Origin of the sequence: Pseudomonas sp. ACN8 (assembly GCF_002303925.1) — a bacterium.
Lineage (GTDB): Bacteria > Pseudomonadota > Gammaproteobacteria > Pseudomonadales > Pseudomonadaceae > Aquipseudomonas.
Genome location: NZ_MRCS01000005.1, coordinates 47,620 through 69,937, shown reverse-complemented (window position 1 = coordinate 69,937; position 22,318 = coordinate 47,620). Strand labels below are relative to the sequence as shown.

19 protein-coding genes and 2 tRNA genes are annotated in these 22,318 nt (G+C 58.6%); 20 read left to right on the top strand and 1 reads right to left on the bottom strand.

Annotation, left to right across the window (positions count from 1 at the left end):
- Positions 1-3 precede the first annotated feature (3 nt).
- From dapB to BSF44_RS04220, 5 genes are all read left to right on the top strand, one after another.
- Positions 4-807: a 4-hydroxy-tetrahydrodipicolinate reductase gene (gene dapB, locus BSF44_RS04240; protein WP_057716481.1), complete on the top strand. Its 804-nt coding sequence runs from the start codon at positions 4-6 to the stop codon at positions 805-807.
- A gap of 259 nt (positions 808-1,066) precedes the next feature.
- Positions 1,067-2,203, top strand: a complete 1,137-nt coding sequence (gene carA / locus BSF44_RS04235) for a glutamine-hydrolyzing carbamoyl-phosphate synthase small subunit (RefSeq protein ID WP_095942406.1) — start codon at positions 1,067-1,069, stop codon at positions 2,201-2,203.
- 117 nt (positions 2,204-2,320) lie between these two features.
- The gene (carB, locus tag BSF44_RS04230) at positions 2,321-5,542 is read left to right on the top strand and encodes a carbamoyl-phosphate synthase large subunit (RefSeq protein ID WP_095942405.1); all 3,222 of its coding nucleotides are present in this window, start codon (positions 2,321-2,323) and stop codon (positions 5,540-5,542) included.
- A gap of 2 nt (positions 5,543-5,544) precedes the next feature.
- Positions 5,545-6,021, top strand: coding sequence for a transcription elongation factor GreA (greA, locus tag BSF44_RS04225; protein WP_034148383.1), 477 nt, complete (start codon positions 5,545-5,547; stop codon positions 6,019-6,021).
- Positions 6,022-6,049: 28 nt separating this feature from the next.
- A complete protein-coding gene (locus BSF44_RS04220) occupies positions 6,050-6,454 on the top strand; it encodes an MFS transporter (RefSeq protein ID WP_095942404.1) in 405 nt (134 codons plus the stop codon).
- A 9-nt stretch (positions 6,455-6,463) separates the two neighbouring features.
- On the opposite strand, the gene BSF44_RS04215 is transcribed toward BSF44_RS04220, so the two are convergent.
- Positions 6,464-6,772 carry a YhbY family RNA-binding protein gene (locus BSF44_RS04215; RefSeq protein WP_007942889.1) on the bottom strand — a complete coding sequence of 103 codons (309 nt, stop codon included), beginning with the start codon at positions 6,770-6,772 and terminating at the stop codon, positions 6,464-6,466.
- A 105-nt stretch (positions 6,773-6,877) separates the two neighbouring features.
- On the opposite strand from BSF44_RS04215, the gene rlmE reads away from it, so the two are divergent.
- The 15 genes from rlmE to pnp all read left to right on the top strand — a co-directional run bounded on the left by rlmE (position 6,878) and on the right by pnp (position 22,224).
- On the top strand, positions 6,878-7,510 hold the full coding sequence (rlmE, locus tag BSF44_RS04210; protein WP_095942403.1) for a 23S rRNA (uridine(2552)-2'-O)-methyltransferase RlmE: 633 nt from the start codon (positions 6,878-6,880) through the stop codon (positions 7,508-7,510).
- A gap of 199 nt (positions 7,511-7,709) precedes the next feature.
- Complete coding sequence (gene ftsH / locus BSF44_RS04205) at positions 7,710-9,620, top strand: ATP-dependent zinc metalloprotease FtsH (protein WP_095942402.1); 1,911 nt, start codon at positions 7,710-7,712, stop codon at positions 9,618-9,620.
- 8 nt (positions 9,621-9,628) lie between these two features.
- Positions 9,629-10,480 (top strand): dihydropteroate synthase, encoded by an 852-nt coding sequence (gene folP / locus BSF44_RS04200; RefSeq protein WP_095942401.1) that lies wholly within the window; start codon positions 9,629-9,631, stop codon positions 10,478-10,480.
- A gap of 16 nt (positions 10,481-10,496) precedes the next feature.
- Complete coding sequence (glmM, locus tag BSF44_RS04195) at positions 10,497-11,834, top strand: phosphoglucosamine mutase (protein WP_095942400.1); 1,338 nt, start codon at positions 10,497-10,499, stop codon at positions 11,832-11,834.
- 66 nt (positions 11,835-11,900) lie between these two features.
- The gene (gene tpiA, locus BSF44_RS04190) at positions 11,901-12,656 is read left to right on the top strand and encodes a triose-phosphate isomerase (protein ID WP_046038710.1); all 756 of its coding nucleotides are present in this window, start codon (positions 11,901-11,903) and stop codon (positions 12,654-12,656) included.
- 4 nt (positions 12,657-12,660) lie between these two features.
- Positions 12,661-13,044 (top strand): preprotein translocase subunit SecG, encoded by a 384-nt coding sequence (gene secG, locus BSF44_RS04185; protein WP_017336473.1) that lies wholly within the window; start codon positions 12,661-12,663, stop codon positions 13,042-13,044.
- A gap of 22 nt (positions 13,045-13,066) precedes the next feature.
- Positions 13,067-13,152, top strand: a tRNA-Leu gene (locus BSF44_RS04180).
- Positions 13,153-13,249: 97 nt separating this feature from the next.
- Positions 13,250-13,326, top strand: a tRNA-Met gene (locus BSF44_RS04175).
- 138 nt (positions 13,327-13,464) lie between these two features.
- The gene (rimP, locus tag BSF44_RS04170; RefSeq protein ID WP_007973115.1) at positions 13,465-13,923 is read left to right on the top strand and encodes a ribosome maturation factor RimP; all 459 of its coding nucleotides are present in this window, start codon (positions 13,465-13,467) and stop codon (positions 13,921-13,923) included.
- 59 nt (positions 13,924-13,982) lie between these two features.
- Positions 13,983-15,464 carry a transcription termination factor NusA gene (gene nusA, locus BSF44_RS04165; protein ID WP_007900474.1) on the top strand — a complete coding sequence of 494 codons (1,482 nt, stop codon included), beginning with the start codon at positions 13,983-13,985 and terminating at the stop codon, positions 15,462-15,464.
- Positions 15,465-15,491: 27 nt separating this feature from the next.
- The gene (infB, locus tag BSF44_RS04160; protein WP_095942399.1) at positions 15,492-18,017 is read left to right on the top strand and encodes a translation initiation factor IF-2; all 2,526 of its coding nucleotides are present in this window, start codon (positions 15,492-15,494) and stop codon (positions 18,015-18,017) included.
- Between the two features lie 159 nt (positions 18,018-18,176).
- A complete protein-coding gene (gene rbfA / locus BSF44_RS04155) occupies positions 18,177-18,578 on the top strand; it encodes a 30S ribosome-binding factor RbfA (protein ID WP_007973108.1) in 402 nt (133 codons plus the stop codon).
- A 3-nt stretch (positions 18,579-18,581) separates the two neighbouring features.
- Entirely contained in the window at positions 18,582-19,499 is a 918-nt protein-coding gene (truB, locus tag BSF44_RS04150) for a tRNA pseudouridine(55) synthase TruB (RefSeq protein WP_095942398.1), read from the top strand.
- Positions 19,500-19,642: 143 nt separating this feature from the next.
- Positions 19,643-19,912, top strand: coding sequence for a 30S ribosomal protein S15 (gene rpsO / locus BSF44_RS04145; protein ID WP_015093441.1), 270 nt, complete (start codon positions 19,643-19,645; stop codon positions 19,910-19,912).
- Positions 19,913-20,118: 206 nt separating this feature from the next.
- Positions 20,119-22,224, top strand: coding sequence for a polyribonucleotide nucleotidyltransferase (gene pnp, locus BSF44_RS04140; RefSeq protein ID WP_007915263.1), 2,106 nt, complete (start codon positions 20,119-20,121; stop codon positions 22,222-22,224).
- Positions 22,225-22,318 lie beyond the last annotated feature (94 nt).

Sequence of the window (22,318 nt, the reverse complement as noted above, 5' to 3'; positions counted from 1 at the left end):
GGCATGCGACGTATTGCAGTGATGGGCGCCGCCGGGCGCATGGGCAAGACCCTGATTGAAGCGGTGCAGCAAACCCCGGGCGCCGGTCTGACGGCGGCGGTGGATCGTCCCGACAGCACGTTGGTCGGCGCGGATGCCGGTGAGCTGGCTGCGCTGGGTCGTATCGGCGTGCCCCTGTCCGGTGATCTGGATCGGGTGGTCGACGAGTTCGACGTGCTGATCGACTTCACGCACCCGACGGTGACCCTGAAGAACCTGGCTTTCTGCCGCAAGCACGGCAAGGCCATGATCATCGGTACCACCGGTTTCAGCGTTGAAGAAAAGCAATTGCTGGCGGAAGCGGGCAAGGACATTCCGATTGTCTTCGCGGCCAACTTCAGTGTCGGGGTCAACCTCTGCCTGAAGCTGCTCGACACGGCCGCTCGCGTTTTGGGCGACGATGTCGATATCGAAATTACCGAAGCTCACCATCGGCATAAGGTCGATGCGCCGTCCGGCACTGCCGTGCGCATGGGCGAGGTAATTGCCGATGCGCTGGGGCGTGATCTGAAGAAGGTGGCGGTGTATGGCCGCGAGGGCCAGACCGGCGCTCGTGATCGCGAGACCATTGGTTTCGCTACGGTTCGTGCTGGCGACATCGTCGGTGATCACACCGTGCTGTTCGCCGCCGACGGCGAGCGTGTCGAGATCACTCACAAGGCGTCCAGTCGCATGACGTTCGCCAAGGGCGCGGTACGTGCTGCTTTGTGGCTGGATGGGCGCGAGCCTGGCCTTTACGACATGCAAGACGTGCTCGATCTGCGTTAAGATGCACCCGAAATCGGGCTCGCGCACCGCGTTTGAGCCCGGTTTTGTTCCGCCAGGCGACGTCCTGTCGCATTCTCCAGCCTTTAAGGCTCATTGGCGGTAGACCAAAAAAGCCTTTTTCTGTAAGCTACAGCTTTAGTGTGTCCACTAAAAGCGCGCAGAATAATTCAGTGAACAAGCGGGGTGACGTGTCCATACGTCACTCCGCTTTTTTACAACCTGCGATCGCCCTTTCAGGCTTTATTTACGGGAGGTCTTCTTGACTAAGCCAGCCATACTCGCCCTTGCTGATGGCAGCATTTTTCGCGGCGAAGCCATTGGAGCCGACGGTCAAACCGTTGGTGAGGTGGTGTTCAACACCGCAATGACCGGCTATCAGGAAATCCTTACCGATCCTTCCTACGCCCAACAAATCGTTACCCTGACTTACCCGCACATCGGCAACACCGGCACCACGCCGGAAGACGCCGAGTCCAACCGCGTCTGGTCTGCCGGCCTGGTCATCCGTGACCTGCCGCTGGTGGCGAGCAACTGGCGTAACACGATGTCCCTGTCCGACTACCTGAAGGCCAACAATGTTGTGGCCATCGCCGGTATCGACACCCGCCGCCTGACGCGCATCCTGCGTGAAAAAGGCGCGCAGAACGGCTGCATCATGGCCGGTGACAACATTTCCGAAGCTGCCGCCATCGCCGCCGCCCAGGGTTTCCCTGGTCTGAAAGGCATGGACCTGGCGAAAGTCGTCAGCACCAAGGAAAGCTACGAGTGGCGCTCGACTGTCTGGGATCTGAAAACCGACGGCCACGCGACCATCGAAGCCTCTGAGCTGCCGTACCACGTGGTTGCCTACGACTACGGCGTCAAGGTGAACATCCTGCGCATGCTGGTCGAGCGCGGTTGCCGCGTGACCGTCGTGCCCGCGCAAACCCCTGCCGCCGACGTGTTGGCGCTGAAGCCGGACGGCGTGTTCCTGTCCAACGGCCCTGGTGATCCGGAGCCTTGCGACTACGCGATCCAGGCGATCAAGGACGTGCTGGAAACCGAGATCCCGGTCTTCGGTATCTGCCTCGGTCACCAGCTGCTGGCCCTGGCCTCCGGCGCCAAGACCCTGAAAATGGGTCACGGCCACCACGGTGCCAACCACCCCGTCCAGGATCTGGACAGCGGCGTGGTGATGATCACCAGCCAGAACCACGGTTTTGCCGTAGACGAAGCGACCCTGCCGGCCAACGTTCGCGCGATCCACAAATCGCTGTTCGACGGCACCCTGCAAGGTATCGAGCGTACCGACAAGAGCGCCTTCAGCTTCCAGGGTCACCCGGAAGCCAGCCCTGGCCCGAACGACGTAGCGCCATTGTTCGATCGCTTCATCACCGAGATGGCCAAGCGACGCTGATCGCTCGCCCTGATGTAGCAAAGCTTGAGGGTGGCCCCGTACCGGCGGCCCCCTCAAGGCTTCAGAGATTGAACAAGACGGCTTGCCGACTGACCTGCGGATTTGAGTGACAAACCCATGCCAAAACGTACAGACATTAAAAGCATCCTGATTCTCGGCGCTGGCCCGATCGTGATCGGCCAGGCCTGCGAATTCGACTACTCCGGCGCCCAGGCCTGTAAAGCCCTGCGCGAGGAGGGTTACCGCGTCATCCTGGTGAACTCCAACCCGGCCACCATCATGACCGACCCGGCCATGGCCGACGCCACCTACATCGAGCCGATCAAGTGGCAGACCGTTGCCAAGATCATCGAAAAAGAGCGTCCGGACGCGCTGCTGCCGACCATGGGTGGCCAGACCGCTCTGAACTGCGCCCTGGACCTGGAGCGCGAAGGCGTTCTGGAGAAGTTCGGCGTAGAGATGATCGGTGCCAACGCCGACACCATCGACAAGGCTGAAGACCGTTCGCGTTTCGACAAGGCGATGAAGTCCATCGGCCTGGCGTGCCCGCGTTCCGGTATCGCCCACAGCATGGAAGAGGCCAATGCGGTCCTCGAGAAGCTCGGCTTCCCGTGCATCATCCGTCCGTCCTTCACCATGGGCGGCACCGGTGGCGGTATCGCTTACAACCGTGAAGAGTTCGAAGAAATCTGCGCCCGTGGTCTGGACCTGTCGCCGACCAAAGAGCTGCTGATCGACGAATCGCTGATCGGCTGGAAAGAATACGAGATGGAGGTTGTCCGCGATAAGAAGGACAACTGCATCATCGTCTGCTCCATCGAAAACTTCGACCCGATGGGTGTGCACACCGGTGACTCGATCACCGTGGCTCCGGCACAGACCCTGACCGACAAGGAATACCAGATCCTGCGTAACGCCTCCCTGGCGGTACTGCGCGAGATCGGCGTGGAAACCGGCGGTTCCAACGTTCAGTTCGGCATCTGCCCGAACACCGGCCGCATGGTCGTGATCGAGATGAACCCGCGAGTATCGCGTTCCTCGGCGCTGGCTTCGAAAGCCACCGGTTTCCCGATCGCCAAGGTCGCGGCCAAGCTGGCTGTGGGTTACACCCTGGACGAGCTGTCGAACGACATCACCGGCGGCAAGACCCCGGCGTCCTTCGAGCCGTCCATCGACTACGTCGTCACCAAGTTGCCGCGTTTTGCCTTCGAGAAATTCCCGAAAGCCGACGCCCGCCTGACCACTCAAATGAAGTCGGTCGGTGAAGTCATGGCCATCGGCCGTACCTTCCAGGAATCCCTGCAGAAAGCCCTGCGCGGTCTGGAAGTGGGCGTTTGCGGTCTGGACGAGAAGGTTGATCTGGCCAACCCGGAAAGCATGAGCGTACTCAAGCGCGAGCTGACCGTGCCGGGCGCCGAGCGTATCTGGTACGTGGCGGACGCGATGCGCGCCGGCATGACCGTCGAAGACATCTTCGGCATGACCATGATCGACCCTTGGTTCCTGGTGCAGATGGAAGACCTGATCAAGGAAGAAGAGAAGGTCAAGACCCTGGGCCTGACCAGCATCGACCGCGATCTGATGTTCCGCCTCAAGCGCAAAGGCTTCTCCGATATGCGCCTGGCCAAATTGCTGGGTGTGACCGAAAAGAGCTTGCGCGCTCACCGTCACAAGCTGGAAATCTTCCCGGTCTACAAGCGCGTCGACACCTGCGCCGCCGAGTTCGCCACCGATACTGCCTACCTCTACTCGACGTACGAGGAAGAGTGCGAAGCGGCGCCATCGGGTCGCGACAAGATCATGATCCTGGGTGGCGGTCCTAACCGTATCGGCCAGGGCATCGAGTTCGACTACTGCTGCGTACACGCGGCACTGGCCCTGCGCGATGACGGCTACGAGACCATCATGGTCAACTGCAACCCGGAAACCGTTTCCACCGACTACGACACTTCCGATCGCCTGTACTTCGAACCAGTGACCCTGGAAGACGTGCTGGAAATCGTCCGCGTCGAGAAGCCAAAAGGCGTGATCGTCCAGTACGGCGGCCAGACTCCGCTGAAACTGGCGCGTGCCCTGGAAGCAGCTGGCGTGCCGATCATCGGCACCAGTCCTGACGCCATCGACCGTGCCGAAGACCGTGAGCGTTTCCAGCAGATGGTCCAGCGCCTGAACCTGCGTCAGCCGCCAAACGCCACCGTGCGCAGTGAAGACGAAGCCATTCGTGCCGCCAGCAAGATCGGTTACCCGCTGGTGGTGCGCCCGTCCTATGTACTGGGCGGCCGCGCGATGGAAATCGTCTACGAAGAAGAAGAGCTCAAGCGCTACCTGCGTGAAGCGGTTCAAGTGTCCAACGACAGCCCGGTGCTGCTGGACCACTTCCTCAACTGCGCCATCGAAATGGACGTGGATGCGGTCTGCGACGGCAAGGACGTGGTAATCGGCGCGATCATGCAGCACATCGAGCAGGCTGGTGTTCACTCCGGTGACTCCGCGTGCTCGCTGCCGCCGTACTCGCTGCCGGCGCACATCCAGGACGAGATGCGCGAACAGGTCAAGAAAATGGCCCTGGAGCTCGGCGTGATCGGCCTGATGAACGTACAGTTGGCGCTGCAAGGCGACGACATCTACGTCATCGAAGTCAACCCGCGCGCTTCCCGCACTGTGCCGTTCGTGTCCAAGTGCATCGGTGTTTCCCTGGCAATGATCGCGGCTCGCGTCATGGCCGGTAAGACCTTGAAGGAAATCGGCTTCACCAAGGAAATCATTCCAAACTTCTACAGCGTGAAAGAGGCGGTGTTCCCGTTCGCCAAATTCCCAGGCGTTGACCCGATCCTCGGCCCTGAGATGAAGTCCACCGGTGAAGTGATGGGCGTGGGCGACACCTTCGGTGAAGCGTTCGCCAAGGCCCAGATGGGCGCGAGCGAAGTGCTGCCGACCGGCGGTACTGCGTTCATCAGCGTGCGTGACGACGACAAGCCGCTGGTTGCGGGCGTGGCCCGTGATCTGATCAACTTGGGCTTCGAAGTGGTCGCCACTGCCGGTACTGCCAAGCTGATCGAGGCTGCAGGCCTGAAAGTGCGCCGTGTGAACAAGGTGACCGAGGGTCGTCCGCACGTGGTCGACATGATCAAGAATGACGAAGTCACCCTGATCATCAACACCACCGAAGGTCGTCAGTCGATTGCTGATTCGTACTCCATTCGTCGTAATGCCCTGCAGCACAAGATTTACTGCACCACCACCATTGCTGCTGGCGAAGCCATCTGTGAAGCGCTGAAGTTCGGTCCCGAGAAGACCGTGCGTCGCTTGCAGGATCTACACGCAGGATTGAAGGCATGAGCATAACGAAGTACCCAATGACCGTTCAGGGCGCTCGCGCCCTGGAAGAAGAACACACTCACCTGACCAAGGTCGTTCGTCCGAAGCTCAGCCAGGACATCGGTACGGCCCGCGAGTTGGGTGACTTGAAGGAAAACGCCGAATACCACGCTGCCCGTGAGCAGCAGGGTATGGTCGAGGCGCGGATCCGTGATATCGAAGGCCGAATTCAGAATCAGGTCATCATTGATGTCACGACCATTCCGCACACCGGCAAAGTGATTTTCGGCACCACCGTTGAAATCGCCAACGTCGAGACGGATGAGCGCGTCACTTACCACATCGTGGGTGAGGATGAGGCTGACTTCAAACTCGGCAAGATTTCGGTGGGTTCGCCACTGGCCCGCGCCTTGATTGCCAAGGAAGAGGGTGATGTGGTCGCCGTGAAAACGCCTGGCGGCGTTATCGAGTACGAGATTGTCGAAGTTCGTCACATCTGAAGGTTGGCGCCCGCTTCGTGCGGGCGCCATGCTTTGGCAACTGACCCAGATGTTGTGGGTCGGCGGCCTGTGGCTGTTGCAAATCGGTCTGCTGCCGGTGCTGGGGCGAATTGGCCTGGCGCCGCTGCTGATCGACGAAATCGCAGGCATGCTCAATACGCTGGTAACGGGATTCGCTACGGCGTGTGTGATTTTTCAGGCTTTGGTGCTGGTTAAGGCCGAGGGCCTTGCCAGTCTATGGCGGGATATTCGCGGGCAGCTGCTGTTGATGTCGCTGTGTGCGTGCGCGATGTACTTCGCGGTGCGTTTCGGCTGGCCGGATGCCGATCGTTGGCAGGTGTTCAGCTATCTTGTCCTGGGCTTTTCCGGGCTGGTGCTGGTGTTGCAGCCGATGCCGGGGTGGAGTGGCAGGGTGCGCGAAGCACACCCTTGACCCTTGCCATCACTTGAAGCGATGGACGTTCGACAGCTGCTTGTTGACGCTGAAGTTCTTGCGGTAGATCAGTGCCATCTTGCCGATGACCTGGACCAGATCCGCTTTGCCGACCTTGCAGAGCTCTGCAATGGACGCCAGGCGCGATTCGCGATCGAGGATGTTGAGCTTGATCTTGATCAGCTCGTGATCCGCCAATGCGCGTTCGAGTTCGGCTAACACACCTTCAGTCAAACCATTGTCTGCCACAATCAAAACCGGTTTCAGATGGTGGCCAATGGATTTGTACTGTTTCTTCTGCTCTTGAGTGAGCGGCATAATCTGACCCCTGCGTCTGATCTTGTAAAAAGCGGCGGCCAGTTTACCCGAGCGAGTCCGGGACCGCCCAGTTAATCACGACCCGTTTTATTTTCGAGGTGGCCCGTGGCCCGTTCCAAGACAAGCCTTAACTGGCTGAAAGAACATTTCAACGACCCATTCGTCAAAATGGCACAAAAAGACGGGTACCGTTCCCGCGCCAGCTACAAACTGCTGGAGATCCAGGAAAAGGATCGTCTGATCCGCCCGGGCATGAGCGTAATCGACCTTGGTGCGGCCCCGGGTGGTTGGTCCCAGGTGACCAGTCGTCTGATTGGTGGGCAGGGCACACTGATCGCTTCTGACATTCTGGAAATGGACAGCATCCCGGACGTCACCTTCATTCAGGGCGACTTTACCGAGGATGCCGTACTGGCCCAGATCCTCGATGCCGTCGGAAATAAGGAAGTAGACCTTGTGATTTCCGACATGGCCCCCAATATGAGTGGATTACCGGCCGTGGACATGCCGCGAGCGATGTTCCTGTGCGAGTTGGCACTGGATCTTTCGACTCGGGTGCTCAAGCCCGGTGGTGATTTTTTGATCAAGATCTTCCAGGGCGAAGGCTTCGACGAGTTCCACAAGAGCGTTCGCCAGCAGTTCGAGAAGGTGCAGATGCGCAAGCCGACCTCATCGCGCGACCGTTCTCGCGAACAGTACCTGCTGGGTCGCGGTTTCCGCGGACGCAGTGAGGGTTGAGTGAATTTTCGATCAGGGTGATAGGTTTTTTGTATTACGCCTTGTCAGAATTAGCGAATATTGTGTAGGAAGTGTTTCACAAAGGGTTACAGACGGCGCCTGCCAAGTTGTAGGTAATGTAGTAAGTTAGGCCGGTGAATATCATGCGAAGCGCGCGTCAGTAGCGGAGCTTGCTTCAGAGGGTAGTTAATTGAACGATATGGCAAAGAATCTGATCCTGTGGTTGATCATTGCGGCTGTCCTGGTGACGGTGATGAACAACTTCTCCAGCCCTAACGAGCCGCAGACCCTCAACTATTCCGACTTCATCCAGCAGGTCAAGGATGGCAAGGTCGAGCGCGTGGCGGTTGATGGCTACGTGATTACAGGCAAGCGCAACGATGGCGACAGCTTCAAGACCATCCGTCCCGCGATCCAGGACAACGGCCTGATCGGCGACCTGGTGGATAACCACGTCGTGGTCGAAGGCAAGCAGCCTGAACAGCAATCCATCTGGACTCAGCTTCTGGTCGCCAGCTTCCCTATCCTCGTGATCATCGCCGTGTTCATGTTCTTCATGCGCCAGATGCAGGGCGGTGCCGGTGGCAAGGGCGGGCCGATGAGCTTCGGTAAAAGCAAGGCGCGCCTGCTCTCGGAAGATCAGGTGAAAACGACCCTGGCTGACGTTGCCGGTTGCGACGAAGCCAAGGAAGAAGTCGGTGAACTGGTCGAATTCCTGCGCGATCCGGGCAAGTTCCAGCGCCTGGGTGGTCGCATTCCTCGCGGTGTGCTGATGGTCGGTCCTCCGGGTACCGGTAAGACCTTGCTCGCCAAGGCCATCGCCGGCGAAGCCAAAGTGCCATTCTTCACCATTTCCGGTTCCGACTTTGTCGAAATGTTCGTCGGTGTCGGTGCCAGCCGTGTTCGCGACATGTTCGAACAGGCCAAGAAACACGCTCCGTGCATCATCTTCATCGACGAAATCGATGCGGTCGGTCGCCATCGTGGCGCCGGCATGGGTGGCGGTCACGACGAACGCGAGCAGACGCTCAACCAGTTGCTGGTCGAGATGGACGGCTTCGAAATGAATGACGGCATCATCGTGATTGCCGCGACCAACCGTCCTGATGTACTGGACCCTGCGCTGCTGCGTCCGGGTCGTTTCGACCGCCAGGTAGTGGTCGGTCTGCCGGACATCCGTGGTCGCGAACAGATTCTCAAGGTTCACATGCGCAAAGTGCCGATGGGCGACGACGTTGCTCCGGCCGTGATCGCTCGTGGTACTCCAGGCTTCTCCGGTGCTGACCTGGCCAACCTGGTGAACGAGGCATCGTTGTTCGCTGCCCGTGCCGGCAAGCGCATCGTCGAGATGAAAGAGTTCGAACTGGCGAAAGACAAGATCATGATGGGCGCCGAGCGCAAATCCATGGTCATGTCCGAGAAAGAAAAACAGAACACGGCTTATCACGAAGCGGGCCACGCCATCGTGGGGCGTGTCGTGCCGGAGCATGATCCGGTGTACAAGGTGTCGATCATCCCGCGCGGTCGTGCGCTGGGTGTGACCATGTTCCTGCCGGAAGAAGATCGTTACAGCCTGTCCAAGCGTGCGTTGATCAGCCAGATCTGCTCGCTGTACGGCGGTCGTATCGCTGAAGAAATGACCCTGGGCTTCGATGGCGTGACCACCGGTGCCTCCAACGACATCATGCGCGCCAGCCAGATTGCGCGGAACATGGTGACCAAGTGGGGTCTTTCGGAAAAGCTCGGTCCGTTGATGTATGCCGAAGAAGAGGGTGAAGTGTTCCTCGGTCGCGGCGGTGGCGGTCAGGGTGCAAGCTTCTCTGGTGAGACAGCCAAGCTGATCGACTCCGAAGTACGCAGCATCATCGATCAGTGCTATGGCACGGCGAAGCAGATTCTCACGGACAACCGTGACAAGCTCGATGCGATGGCTGATGCCTTGATGAAGTACGAAACGATCGATGCCGAGCAGATTGACGACATCATGGCCGGTCGTCCGCCTCGCGAGCCGCGCGACTGGTCGGGTGGCACGGGTACTTCCGGTACTCCGCCGGTGGTGCAGGATGAGCGTCCGGAAACACCGATCGGCGGTCCTGCTGCTGACGTATAAGGTTTGAAATGACTTCTGTTCAGTCCTCGACCCGGTTGCCTTGCGGCAACCGGGTTCTTGATTTGGCCCAGACGCATGTCATGGGTATTCTCAACGTCACCCCTGATTCTTTCTCCGATGGTGGCCAATACAGCCAGCTCGACGCGGCCATGCGCCACGCCGAAGCCATGGTGGTGGCCGGTGCGACGCTGATCGACGTCGGTGGAGAATCCACCCGCCCCGGAGCCAGGGTCGTATCGCCACTCGAAGAGCTGGAGCGCGTAGCTCCCATCGTCGAGCGCATCAGCCGCGAGCTGGATGTGATCATATCGGTCGACACCTCAACGCCAGCCGTCATGCGAGAAGCCGCGCGCCTGGGTGCCGGGTTGATCAATGACGTGCGTTCGTTGCGTCGCGATGGTGCCCTGGATGCTGCAGCGGCCACCGGCCTGCCGGTCTGCCTGATGCATATGCTGGGCGAGCCGGGCGATATGCAGGACAATCCGCAGTATCAGGATGTCACAAGGGAAGTCGGCGAGTTTCTCGCTGAGCGCCTGCATCAGTGTTCTTTGGTGGGCATTCCGGCTGAGCGGGTCATTCTTGACCCCGGCTTTGGCTTCGCCAAAACCTTGCAGCACAATCTAAGCTTGTTCAAGCATATGGAAGCCCTGCATGCCTTTGGGCGGCCACTTCTGGTGGGCGTTTCGCGCAAGAGCATGATAGGTCAGGCCTTGAACCGGCCGGTCGGAGAGCGCTTGTATGGCGGTCTTGCTCTCGCGGCCCTGGCTGTGCAGAAGGGCGCGCGTATTTTGCGCGTCCATGACGTGGCCGAAACAGTGGATGTGGTGAGAATGATCGCCGCAGTGGAATCAGCCGAATAAGAATCATGGAGCATTTATGACTAGGAAATATTTTGGTACCGACGGTATTCGTGGTCGGGTGGGTCAATACCCGATTACTCCTGATTTCATGCTCAAGCTCGGCTGGGCTGCTGGCATGGCTTTTCGCAAGATGGGCGCCTGCAAGGTGCTGGTCGGCAAGGACACCCGAATTTCCGGCTACATGTTTGAGTCGGCGCTCGAGGCGGGCCTGACGTCGGCAGGTGCCGATGTGATGCTGCTGGGGCCGATGCCGACTCCGGCTATCGCCTATCTGACGCGCACTTTCCATGCCGAGGCTGGCATCGTGATCAGTGCGTCGCACAATCCCCATGATGACAACGGCATCAAGTTCTTCTCCGGTAAGGGCACCAAGCTCCCGGATGAAGTCGAACTGATGATTGAAGAGTTGCTCGATACGCCAATGACCGTGGTGGAGTCGAGCAAGATCGGCAAGGTCTCGCGAATCAACGATGCGTCGGGACGCTATATCGAATTCTGCAAGAGCAGCGTGCCGACCGGCACCAGCTTCTCGGGCCTGAAAATCGTCATCGATTGCGCTCACGGTGCGACCTACAAAGTGGCACCGAGTGTGTTTCGCGAGTTGGGCGCTGAAGTCGTCGTGCTGTCGGCGCAGCCGAATGGTTTGAATATCAACGACAATTGCGGTTCGACCCATATGGGGGCGCTGCAGGCTGCCGTTGTGGCCGAGCAGGCCGATCTGGGTATTGCCTTCGATGGTGACGGTGACCGCGTTCAGATGGTCGATCACACCGGTGCGGTGGTGGATGGCGACGAATTGCTGTTCATCATTGCCCGTGATCTGCATGAGCGCGACAGGCTGCAGGGCGGTGTGGTCGGAACCCTGATGAGTAACCTGGGGCTGGAACTGGCCCTGGCGGACCTGGGCATTCCATTGGTGCGTGCCAACGTCGGCGATCGCTATGTCATTGCCGAGCTGCTGGAGCGCAACTGGATCGTGGGGGGTGAAAACTCCGGGCACATCGTATGCTTCAGTCACACCACCACGGGTGATGCAATCATTGCGGCGCTGCAGGTGTTGATGGCGCTGCAATCGCGTGGCGATGGTCTGGCGCAATCCCGGCAGGCGCTACGCAAGTGCCCTCAGGTGTTGATCAATGTGCGATTCGGTGGCGGCGCAAGTCCTCTCGATCATCCGTCGGTCAAGGAGGCCAGTGAGCGTGTGACCAAGGCCATGGCAGGTCGGGGGCGTGTGCTGTTGCGCAAGTCCGGAACCGAACCACTGGTGCGTGTGATGGTCGAAGGCGAAGACGAAACGCAGGTTCGCGGCTATGCCGAAGAGCTGGCAAAACTGGTTACTGAAGTTTCTGCCTGAATTCGGCTTGCCAGCCATGATTGTGTTGGGTAACATCTGCGCCCACTTTGACCGACGAGGTACAGCATGCGTCGCCCTATGGTAGCTGGTAACTGGAAGATGCACGGTACCCGCGCCAGCGTCGCTGAGCTGATCAACGGCCTTCGTGACTTGGCCTTGCCGAGCAGTGTTGATGTCGCGGTATTCCCGCCTTTCCTGCATATCAATCAAGTGATTGATGGCCTGGAAGGAAAGTCGATTTCGGTCGGCGCGCAGAATTCTGCGGTGGAATCCGGACAAGGTGCGTTGACCGGTGAAGTTGCACCGAGTCAGTTGGTGGATGCAGGTTGTTCCCTGGTGCTTGTCGGGCACTCCGAGCGCCGCCAGATCATGGGCGAGCAGGACGCAGTGCTGATCCGCAAGTTCGCAGCGGCACAGGCATGTGGCTTGATTCCGGTGTTGTGCATAGGGGAAACCCTTGAGCAGCGTGAAGCCGGAAAAACTCTTGAGGTTGTCTCGCGTCAGCTGGGCAGTATCATCGAGGAGCTGGGTGTCGGTGCCTTTGCCAAGGCAGTGATCGCTTACGAGCCGGTCTGGGCCATTGGTACCGGGCTGACTGCAACGCCGCAACAGGCGCAGGATGTGCACGCAGCCATTCGCGCCCAGTTGGCGGCAGAGAATTCTGAAGTCGCACAAGGTGTGCGGCTTCTATACGGCGGCAGCGTGAAGGCGGCCAATGCGGTCGAACTGTTCGGCATGCCGGATATCGATGGGGGCCTCATTGGTGGGGCTTCCCTGAATGCAGATGAGTTCGGTGCGATCTGTCGCGCCGCGGGAAACTGAAAAAATGCTGGAAACAGTCGTAGTCGTTTTTCATCTGCTGGGTGCATTGGGCGTAGTGGCTCTGGTTTTGCTGCAGCAGGGTAAAGGTGCGGATGCTGGCGCGTCTTTCGGAGCAGGTGCTTCAAATACTGTGTTCGGAAGCCAAGGTTCCTCTACCTTTCTTAGTAAGTTTACTGCTATACTTGCCGCAGGTTTTTTCATAACCAGCTTGGGGTTAGGTTACTTTGCTAAAGAGAAGGCTCACCAGCTGACTCAAGTAGGTCTCCCAAATCCAGCGGTACTGGAAGTTCCAAAGCAACAACCGGCTTCTGATGATGTCCCGGTGCTTCAAGAGCAAAAGTCGGCTACTCCAGCGACTGACGTGCCTCCAGCTCAAGAGCAGAAGTAAGAAGGGTTTCAAACGTAGTATTGCCGAGGTGGTGGAATTGGTAGACACGCAACCTTGAGGTGGTTGTGCCCATAGGGTGTAGGGGTTCGAGTCCCCTTCTCGGTACCAATTAGTCAGGAGAGCCCGCTGTTGCGGGCTTTCTTGCAGGTGGAAGGTTACATTGACCCTGTAGGGGATCGGTCGTATACTTCCGCCCCAGCTTTGTCGCGGGGTGGAGCAGTCTGGTAGCTCGTCGGGCTCATAACCCGAAGGTCGTCGGTTCAAATCCGGCCCCCGCAACCAGTTTAAGGAGCCCCTTTTAAGGGGCTTTTTGTTAGCTGGACACTTTCAACGCCGCTGTTCGACGGCGTTTCAAGGATGGGCGTTTCGCCCATTTTTTTATTTTGCATAGCATGCACATACATGCACTAGGGGGTTCAGGTGTCGAGCAAGCTAGAAGAGTTGCAGGCCTTGCTGGCCCCGGTGGTCGTGGCCCTAGGCTATGAATGCTGGGGTATCGAGTTTTCGGCTCAGGGTCGTCACTCGATGTTGCGCGTTTATATCGATAAAGAAGGCGGCGTGCTGGTGGACGATTGCGCCATCGTCAGCCGCCAGATCAGCGGTGTGCTGGATGTTGAAGATCCAATCTCCGTTGAGTACACCCTTGAAGTTTCCTCGCCTGGCATGGAACGCCCTCTGTTCACTCTTGAGCAGTTTGCAAAATTTGCCGGTGAACAAGTGAAGATCAAGCTGCGCTCGCCTTTTGAAGGACGACGCAACTTTCAGGGCCTTCTGCGCGGCGTAGAAGAGCAGGATGTCGTGGTGCAGGTAGAAGACCATGAGTTCCTGTTGCCGATCGATATGATCGACAAGGCCAACATTATTCCCAGTTTTGACTGAGGCGTGCCAGATACTGCGGATCCCGCGGATCCAATGGCTTGCGAAAGGCGAGGCGTACGATGAGCAAAGAAGTACTGCTGGTTGTTGAGTCGGTATCCAATGAAAAGGGCGTACCGGCAAACGTGATTTTTGAAGCGCTGGAGCTGGCCCTGGCCACTGCTACCAAAAAGCGTTTCGAAGACGAAGTTGATCTGCGTGTGGAAATCAATCGCCACACCGGTGCTTACGAGACATTCCGTCGCTGGACGGTCGTCGAAGAAGCAGACCTGGACGATCCGGCCATCGAAACCTGGCCGAGCAAGGTTGCCGAAACGCATCCTGGCGCCAAGGTCGGTGACGTCGTAGAAGAGAAGATCGAGTCCATCGAATTCGGCCGTATCGCTGCACAGACTGCCAAGCAAGTCATTGTGCAGAAAGTTCGCGAAGCCGAGCGCGCTCAGGTTGTTGACGCTTACCGCGAACGCCTGGGTGAAATCATCTCCGGCACCGTGAAAAAAGTCACCCGCGACAACGTGATCGTTGATCTGGGCAACAACGCTGAAGCGTTGCTGGCCCGTGAAGACATCATTTCTCGCGAAACTTTCCGGGTTGGCGTGCGTCTGCGTGCGCTGCTCAAGGAAATCCGCACCGAGAACCGCGGCCCGCAGCTGATCCTGTCGCGTACCGCGCCGGAAATGCTGATCGAGTTGTTCCGCATCGAAGTGCCGGAAATTGCCGAAGGCCTGATCGAAGTGATGGCTGCGTCCCGTGATCCGGGTTCGCGTGCCAAGATCGCCGTTCGCTCCAAGGACAAACGCATCGACCCGCAGGGCGCTTGCATCGGTATGCGCGGTTCGCGCGTCCAGGCAGTGTCGGGTGAGTTGGGCGGTGAGCGTGTTGACATCGTTCTGTGGGACGACAACCCGGCTCAATTCGTGATCAACGCCATGTCCCCGGCCGAGGTTGCGGCAATTATCGTTGACGAAGATGCCCACGCAATGGACATCGCCGTTGGCGCAGACAATCTGGCTCAGGCCATCGGTCGCGGTGGTCAGAACGTGCGTCTGGCTAGCCAGTTGACTGGCTGGACCCTGAACGTGATGACCGAATCGGACATCCAGGCTAAGCAGCAAGCAGAAACCGGCGACATCCTGCGCAACTTCATCGACGAGCTGGAAGTCGACGAAGACCTCGCACAGGTGCTGGTAGATGAAGGCTTCACCAGCCTGGAAGAGATTGCCTACGTACCGTTGGAAGAAATGCTCAACATCGACGGCTTTGACGAAGAAACCGTCAACGAGCTTCGCGCTCGTGCCAAGGATCGTTTGTTGACCAAAGCCATCGCTACTGAGGAAAAGCTGGCAGACGCCCATCCGGCCGAAGACCTGCTCTCGCTTGAGGGTATGGACAAGGATTTGGCGATGGAACTGGCGGTGCGCGGCGTAATTACCCGCGAAGACCTGGCCGAGCAGTCTATTGACGACCTGCTCGACATCGACGGCATTGACGATGATCGTGCCGGCAAGTTGATCATGGCCGCCCGAGCCCACTGGTTCGAGTAATTAGGCGCGGCCTGAGGAGAGAAGTGCATGACGCAAGTCACGGTGAAACAACTGGCCGATGAGGTCAAAACACCGGTAGAGCGCCTGTTGCAGCAGATGCGTGAGGCAGGTCTGCCGCACACCGCCGCCGAAGAACATGTGACTGACAGTGAGAAGCAATCGTTGCTGACTCACTTGAAAAGCAGCCACAAGGCGAAAGTGGAAGAACCACGCAAGATTACGCTGCAGCGTAAAACCACCAGCACCCTGCGTGTTGCTGGCAGCAAGAGCATCAGCGTTGAAGTACGCAAGAAGAAAGTCTTCGTACAGCGCAGCCCGGAAGAAATCGAAGCCGAGCGCAAGCGTGAACTGGATGAACGTCGCGCAGTAGAAAATGCTGCTCGTCAGAAGGCTGAAGAAGAAGCCAAGCGTCGCGCCGAAGAAGAAGCGCGTCGCCAGCCTGCTACTGCGCAGACCGCTCAAACCGTACCTGTTGCAGCGCCTGCTGCGGTGGCCGAGCCAGTTCGCGAAAGCGCACCGGTTGTGGCGGCTGCTCCAGCGCCTGCGGCCGATACCCGCAAGCGTGACGAACAGCGCCGTCCGGACAAGCCACGTGCCGACGACAGCAACCGTCGCGGTAGCGGCGATGGCGAGCGCAAAAACGCTCCGCATCGTGCTTCCGTCAAGGAAAAGGCTCCGGCTCCACGTGTTGCTCCACGTACTACCGACGAAGAAAGCGATGGCTTCCGTCGTGGTGGTCGCGGCAAGGCCAAGCTGAAGAAGCGCAACGCTCACGGTTTCCAGAGCCCTACCGGTCCTGTCGTGCGCGAAGTGAAGATCGGCGAAACCATCACTGTTGGCGATCTCGCCCAGCAGATGTCGGTGAAGGCTGCTGAAATCATCAAGTTCATGTTCAAACTGGGTACTCCAGCGACCATCAACCAGGTACTGGATCAGGAAACTGCCCAACTGGTTGCTGAAGAGCTGGGCCACAAAGTGACCCTGGTCAGCGACACCGCCCTGGAAGATTCCCTGGCCGAGTCCCTGAAGTTTGAAGGCGAGGCAGTTTCCCGTGCACCAGTCGTGACCGTAATGGGCCACGTTGACCACGGTAAGACTTCCCTGCTCGACTACATTCGTCGTGCCAAGGTTGCTGCTGGCGAAGCCGGTGGTATCACCCAGCACATCGGTGCTTACCACGTTGAAACCGATCGTGGCATGGTGACGTTCCTCGACACCCCTGGTCACGCTGCGTTTACCGCAATGCGTGCCCGTGGTGCCAAGGCGACCGACATCGTGATCCTGGTGGTTGCAGCGGACGACGGCGTGATGCCACAGACCATCGAAGCCGTTCAGCATGCCAAGGCAGCTGGCGTACCGTTGGTAGTAGCAGTGAACAAAATCGACAAGCCGGGCGCCGATCTCGATCGCATCCGTAGCGAACTGTCGGTTCACGGCGTGACGTCGGAAGAGTGGGGTGGTGACACGCCGTTCGTACCGGTCTCGGCGAAGATGGGTACTGGCGTCGACGAACTGCTCGAAGCCGTATTGCTGCAAGCCGAAGTCCTGGAGCTGACTGCAACTCCATCGGCTCCTGGTCGCGGTGTCGTGGTTGAATCCCGTCTGGACAAGGGCCGTGGCCCGGTGGCTACCGTTCTGGTTCAAGACGGTACCCTGCGCCAAGGCGACATGGTCCTGGTCGGTTCGAACTATGGCCGCGTTCGCGCCATGCTCGACGAGAACGGCAAGCCAATCAAGGAAGCCGGTCCGGCCATCCCTGTCGAGATCCTCGGCCTGGACGGTACCCCGGACGCTGGCGACGAGATGAGCGTGGTTGCCGACGAGAAGAAAGCCCGTGAAGTGGCTCTGTTCCGTCAAGGCAAGTTCCGCGAAGTCAAGCTGGCCCGTGCTCACGCCGGCAAGCTGGAAAACATCTTCGAAAACATGGGCCAGGAAGAGAAGAAGACGCTCAACATCGTCCTCAAATCCGACGTCCGTGGTTCGCTGGAAGCGTTGAACGGTGCCTTGAACGGCCTGGGTAACGACGAAGTGCAGGTGCGTGTGGTCGGTGGCGGTGTCGGTGGTATCACCGAATCCGACGCCAACCTGGCACTGGCCTCCAACGCTGTACTGTTCGGCTTCAACGTGCGTGCCGATGCCGGCGCGCGCAAGATCGTCGAGCAGGAAGGTCTGGATATGCGTTACTACAACGTGATCTACGACATCATCGAAGACGTCAAGAAAGCCCTGACCGGTATGCTCGGCAGCGATGTTCGCGAGAACATCCTGGGTATCGCCGAAGTGCGTGACGTGTTCCGTTCGCCGAAGTTTGGCGCGATCGCCGGTTGCATGGTTATCGAAGGTGTTGTGCACCGTAACCGTCCAATCCGTGTACTGCGTGAAGACATCGTTATCTTCGAAGGCGAGCTGGAATCCCTGCGCCGCTTCAAGGATGACGCTTCCGAAGTACGTGCCGGCATGGAATGCGGTATCGGCGTGAAGAGCTACAACGACGTTAAAGTCGGTGACAAGATCGAAGTCTTCGAGAAGGTGCAGGTTGCTCGCAGCCTCTAATTCGCGCACTTCGGGAGCCGTGACGGGTAGCCGCATGCAAATGCGCAGCTCGTCACCAGGACTCTAAACGCAACGCCCGGTCTGGCTTCTGTCAGGCCGGGCGTTTGCCGCTTTCAGACCACACGGGTTTCACCGTGAGGCAGTAACAGGTAACAAGACATGGCAAAAGAATATAGCCGTACCCAACGTATCGGCGATCAGATGCAGCGCGAGCTGGCACAACTGATCCGTCGTGAAGTCAAAGACCCGCGCGTCGGCCTGGTCACCATTACCGCTGTGGAAGTCAGTCGTGACGTCGGTCACGCCAAGATCTTCATCACCGTGATGGGTCAGGACAGCGCCGAAGAAATCGCACAAAGCATCAAGGTGCTCAACTCCGCCGCCGGTTTCCTGCGCATGCAGCTGGCTCGCGAGATGAAGCTGCGTAGCGTTCCACAGCTGCACTTCCACTACGACGAAAGCGTCGTGCGTGGCGCGCACCTGTCGGCATTGATCGAGCGCGCAGTGGCTGAAGACAATCAGCATCCGGTTGCGGCAGAAGCCGAAGACACCAAGGAGTAATCGGTGGCTCAGGTCAAACGTATCCGTCGTAACGTCAGCGGCATTATCCTTCTCGACAAGCCGCTGGGGTTCACCTCCAACGCGGCCTTGCAGAAGGTTCGCTGGTTGCTGAACGCCGAAAAGGCAGGTCATACCGGTAGTCTCGATCCCTTGGCCACCGGCGTGTTGCCGCTGTGCTTCGGTGAGGCGACCAAGTTCTCGCAATACCTGCTCGATTCCGACAAGGGTTATGAAACCCTGGCGCAACTGGGCAAGACCACCACCACGGCGGATGCCGAAGGTGAAGTTTTGCAGGAACGCCCGGTGACCGTTGGTCGCTCCGATGTCGAGGCTGTACTGCCGAAATTTCGTGGGCAAATCAGTCAGATACCGCCGATGTACTCGGCGCTCAAGCGTGATGGCCAGCCGCTGTACAAGCTGGCTCGTGCGGGCGAAGTAGTGGAGCGCGAACCGCGTTCTGTTACTATTACGCGCTTGGAATTACTGGCCTTCGAAGGTGATACTGCGCGGCTGGCGGTGGATTGCACCAAAGGCACCTATATCCGTACCCTGGTGGAGGATATCGGTGAGCAACTCGGTTGTGGCGCTTACGTTGCAGAACTGCGACGTACCCAGGCCGGGCCATTCACCCTGGCGCAGACGGTTACCCTCGAAGAGCTGGAAGCGGTACATGCCGAAGGCGGCAACGAAGCGGTCGATCGCTTCCTGATGCCATCGGACAGCGGCCTGCTGGATTGGCCACTGTTGCAGTTCTCGGAAGCGAGTGCGTTCTACTGGCTCAACGGCCAGCCGGTACGTGCCCCGGATGCTCCGAAGTTCGGCATGGTGCGGGTACAGGATCACAATGGTCGTTTCATCGGTATCGGTGAAGTGAGCGAAGACGGGCGCATCGCGCCGCGTCGACTGATTCGGTCAGAATGACCGAAACCAGTCTGTGTAACAGCAGGCTGGCGAGGGTGGCTGTCAACAGGCACGGTCACTACTCTTTTTTAGATACAGGGATTTGTCCCTGGCCTGTTGAAACTGTTTTTCGACAAACAGTTTCCTGATAAAAGGATTGCCTCATGGCTCTCGACGTTCAAGAAAAAGCTCAAATCGTAGCTGACTACCAGCAAGCTGTTGGTGACACTGGTTCGCCAGAAGTGCAAGTTGCACTGCTGACCGCCAACATCAACAAGCTGCAAGGTCACTTCAAGGCCAACGGTAAAGACCACCACTCCCGTCGTGGTCTGATCCGCATGGTTAACCAGCGTCGTAAGCTGCTGGACTACCTGAAAGGCAAGGATCTGGGTCGCTATCAGACTCTGATCGGTCGCCTGGGTCTGCGTCGCTAATAAGCGATTGCGCTAGAGGTTGGCTGTCTGTCGTGCACCAGCGGGTTTCCCGCTGGTGCATGGCAGGCTTCCAGCCTCAAGTTTTATCTGGATACCTGCTTTACCTGAGTGACACCTGGACAAACCAGTCGGGCCGATTCCCGACATTGCCCAAGAATTTCGCAAGAAACCAGTTCCCCCAAGAGCCACAAAGAAGGTAGGACACCGTGAACCCGGTAATCAAAAAATTCCAGTTCGGTCAGTCGACCGTTACCCTCGAGACTGGCCGTATCGCCCGTCAGGCCTCCGGCGCAGTATTGGTCACCGTTGACGACGACGTCAGCGTATTGGTGACCGTAGTCGGTGCAAAACAAGCCGATCCAGGCAAGGGCTTCTTCCCTCTGTCTGTTCACTACCAGGAAAAGACTTACGCTGCCGGTAAGATCCCTGGCGGTTTCTTCAAGCGCGAAGGCCGTCCTTCCGAGAAAGAAACCCTGACTTCCCGACTGATCGACCGTCCGATCCGTCCGCTGTTCCCTGAAGGCTTCATGAACGAAGTGCAGGTAGTCTGCACCGTCGTTTCCACCAGCAAGAAGACCGATCCGGACATCGCTGCGATGATCGGTACCTCGGCTGCCCTGGCGATCTCCGGCATTCCTTTCGATGGCCCGATCGGCGCTGCCCGCGTTGCGTTCCACGAAAGCACCGGCTACCTGCTGAACCCGACCTACGAGCAACAGGCGGCTTCGAGCCTGGACATGGTCGTTGCCGGTACTTCGGACGCCGTGCTGATGGTTGAATCGGAAGCCAAAGAGCTGACCGAAGACCAGATGCTGGGCGCGGTACTGTTCGCTCACGACGAGTTCCAGGTTGTGATCAACGCCGTTAAAGAACTGGCCGCTGAAGCTGCCAAGCCAACCTGGACCTGGGCTCCTGCGCCAGAAGCCACCGAACTGCTGGGCGCTATCCGTGCCGAGTTCGGCGAAGCGATCTCCCAGGCCTACACCATCACCGTCAAGGCCGACCGTTACGCTCGTCTGGGCGAGTTGAAGGACCAGGTCGTTGCCAAGCTGTCCGGTGAAGAAGGCCAGCCTTCTTCCAGCGAAGTCAAAGCGGCTTTCGGCGAAATCGAATACCGCACCGTTCGCGAAAACATCGTTAACGGCAAGCCACGTATCGACGGTCGCGACACCAAGACCGTACGTCCATTGAACATCGAAGTCGGTGTTCTGCCCAAGACCCACGGTTCGGCTCTGTTCACCCGTGGCGAAACCCAGGCTCTGGTCGTTGCAACTCTGGGTACTGCCCGTGATGCACAGCTGCTGGACACCCTGGAAGGCGAGAAGAAAGACCCGTTCATGCTGCACTACAACTTCCCACCATTCTCGGTAGGCGAGTGTGGTCGCATGGGTGGCGCTGGTCGTCGTGAAATCGGTCACGGCCGTCTGGCCCGTCGTTCGGTTTCGGCCATGCTGCCTGCCGCTGACGTGTTCCCGTACACCATCCGCGTGGTTTCGGAAATCACCGAATCCAACGGTTCGAGCTCGATGGCTTCCGTTTGCGGCGCTTCCCTGGCCCTGATGGACGCCGGTGTGCCGATGAAGGCGCCGGTTGCCGGTATCGCCATGGGTCTGGTTAAAGAAGGCGAAAAATTCGCCGTCCTGACCGACATCCTGGGTGACGAAGACCACCTGGGCGACATGGACTTCAAGGTAGCCGGTACCGCCAAAGGCGTCACCGCGCTGCAGATGGACATCAAGATCAAGGGCATCACCGAAGAGATCATGGAAATCGCTCTGGGCCAAGCCCTGGAAGCGCGCCTGAACATCCTCGGCCAGATGAACCAGATCATTGGCCAGTCGCGTACCGAACTGTCGGCCAACGCTCCGACCATGATCGCGATGAAAATCGACACCGACAAAATCCGTGACGTCATCGGTAAAGGCGGCGCGACCATTCGTGCGATCTGTGAAGAGACCAAGGCTTCGATCGACATCGAAGACGACGGTTCGATCAAGATCTTCGGCGAAACCAAGGAAGCGGCTGAAGCTGCACGTCAGCGCGTTCTGGGCATCACCGCTGAAGCCGAGATCGGCAAGATCTACGTGGGCAAGGTTGAGCGCATCGTCGACTTCGGCGCATTCGTCAACATCCTGCCGGGCAAGGACGGTCTGGTTCACATCTCCATGCTGAGCGACGCTCGCGTTGAGAAAGTGACCGACATCCTGAAAGAAGGCCAGGAAGTGGAAGTGTTGGTACTGGACGTGGACAACCGCGGTCGTATCAAGCTGTCCATCAAAGACGTGGCAGCAGCCAAGGCTTCGGGCGTTTAATCACGCCTTACGCCTGAGCGCTTCAACGTTGTAGAAAGTGCCCCGCAGTGAAAGCTGTGGGGCATTTTTTTGTCTGCAGGAAATTGAGACGTTC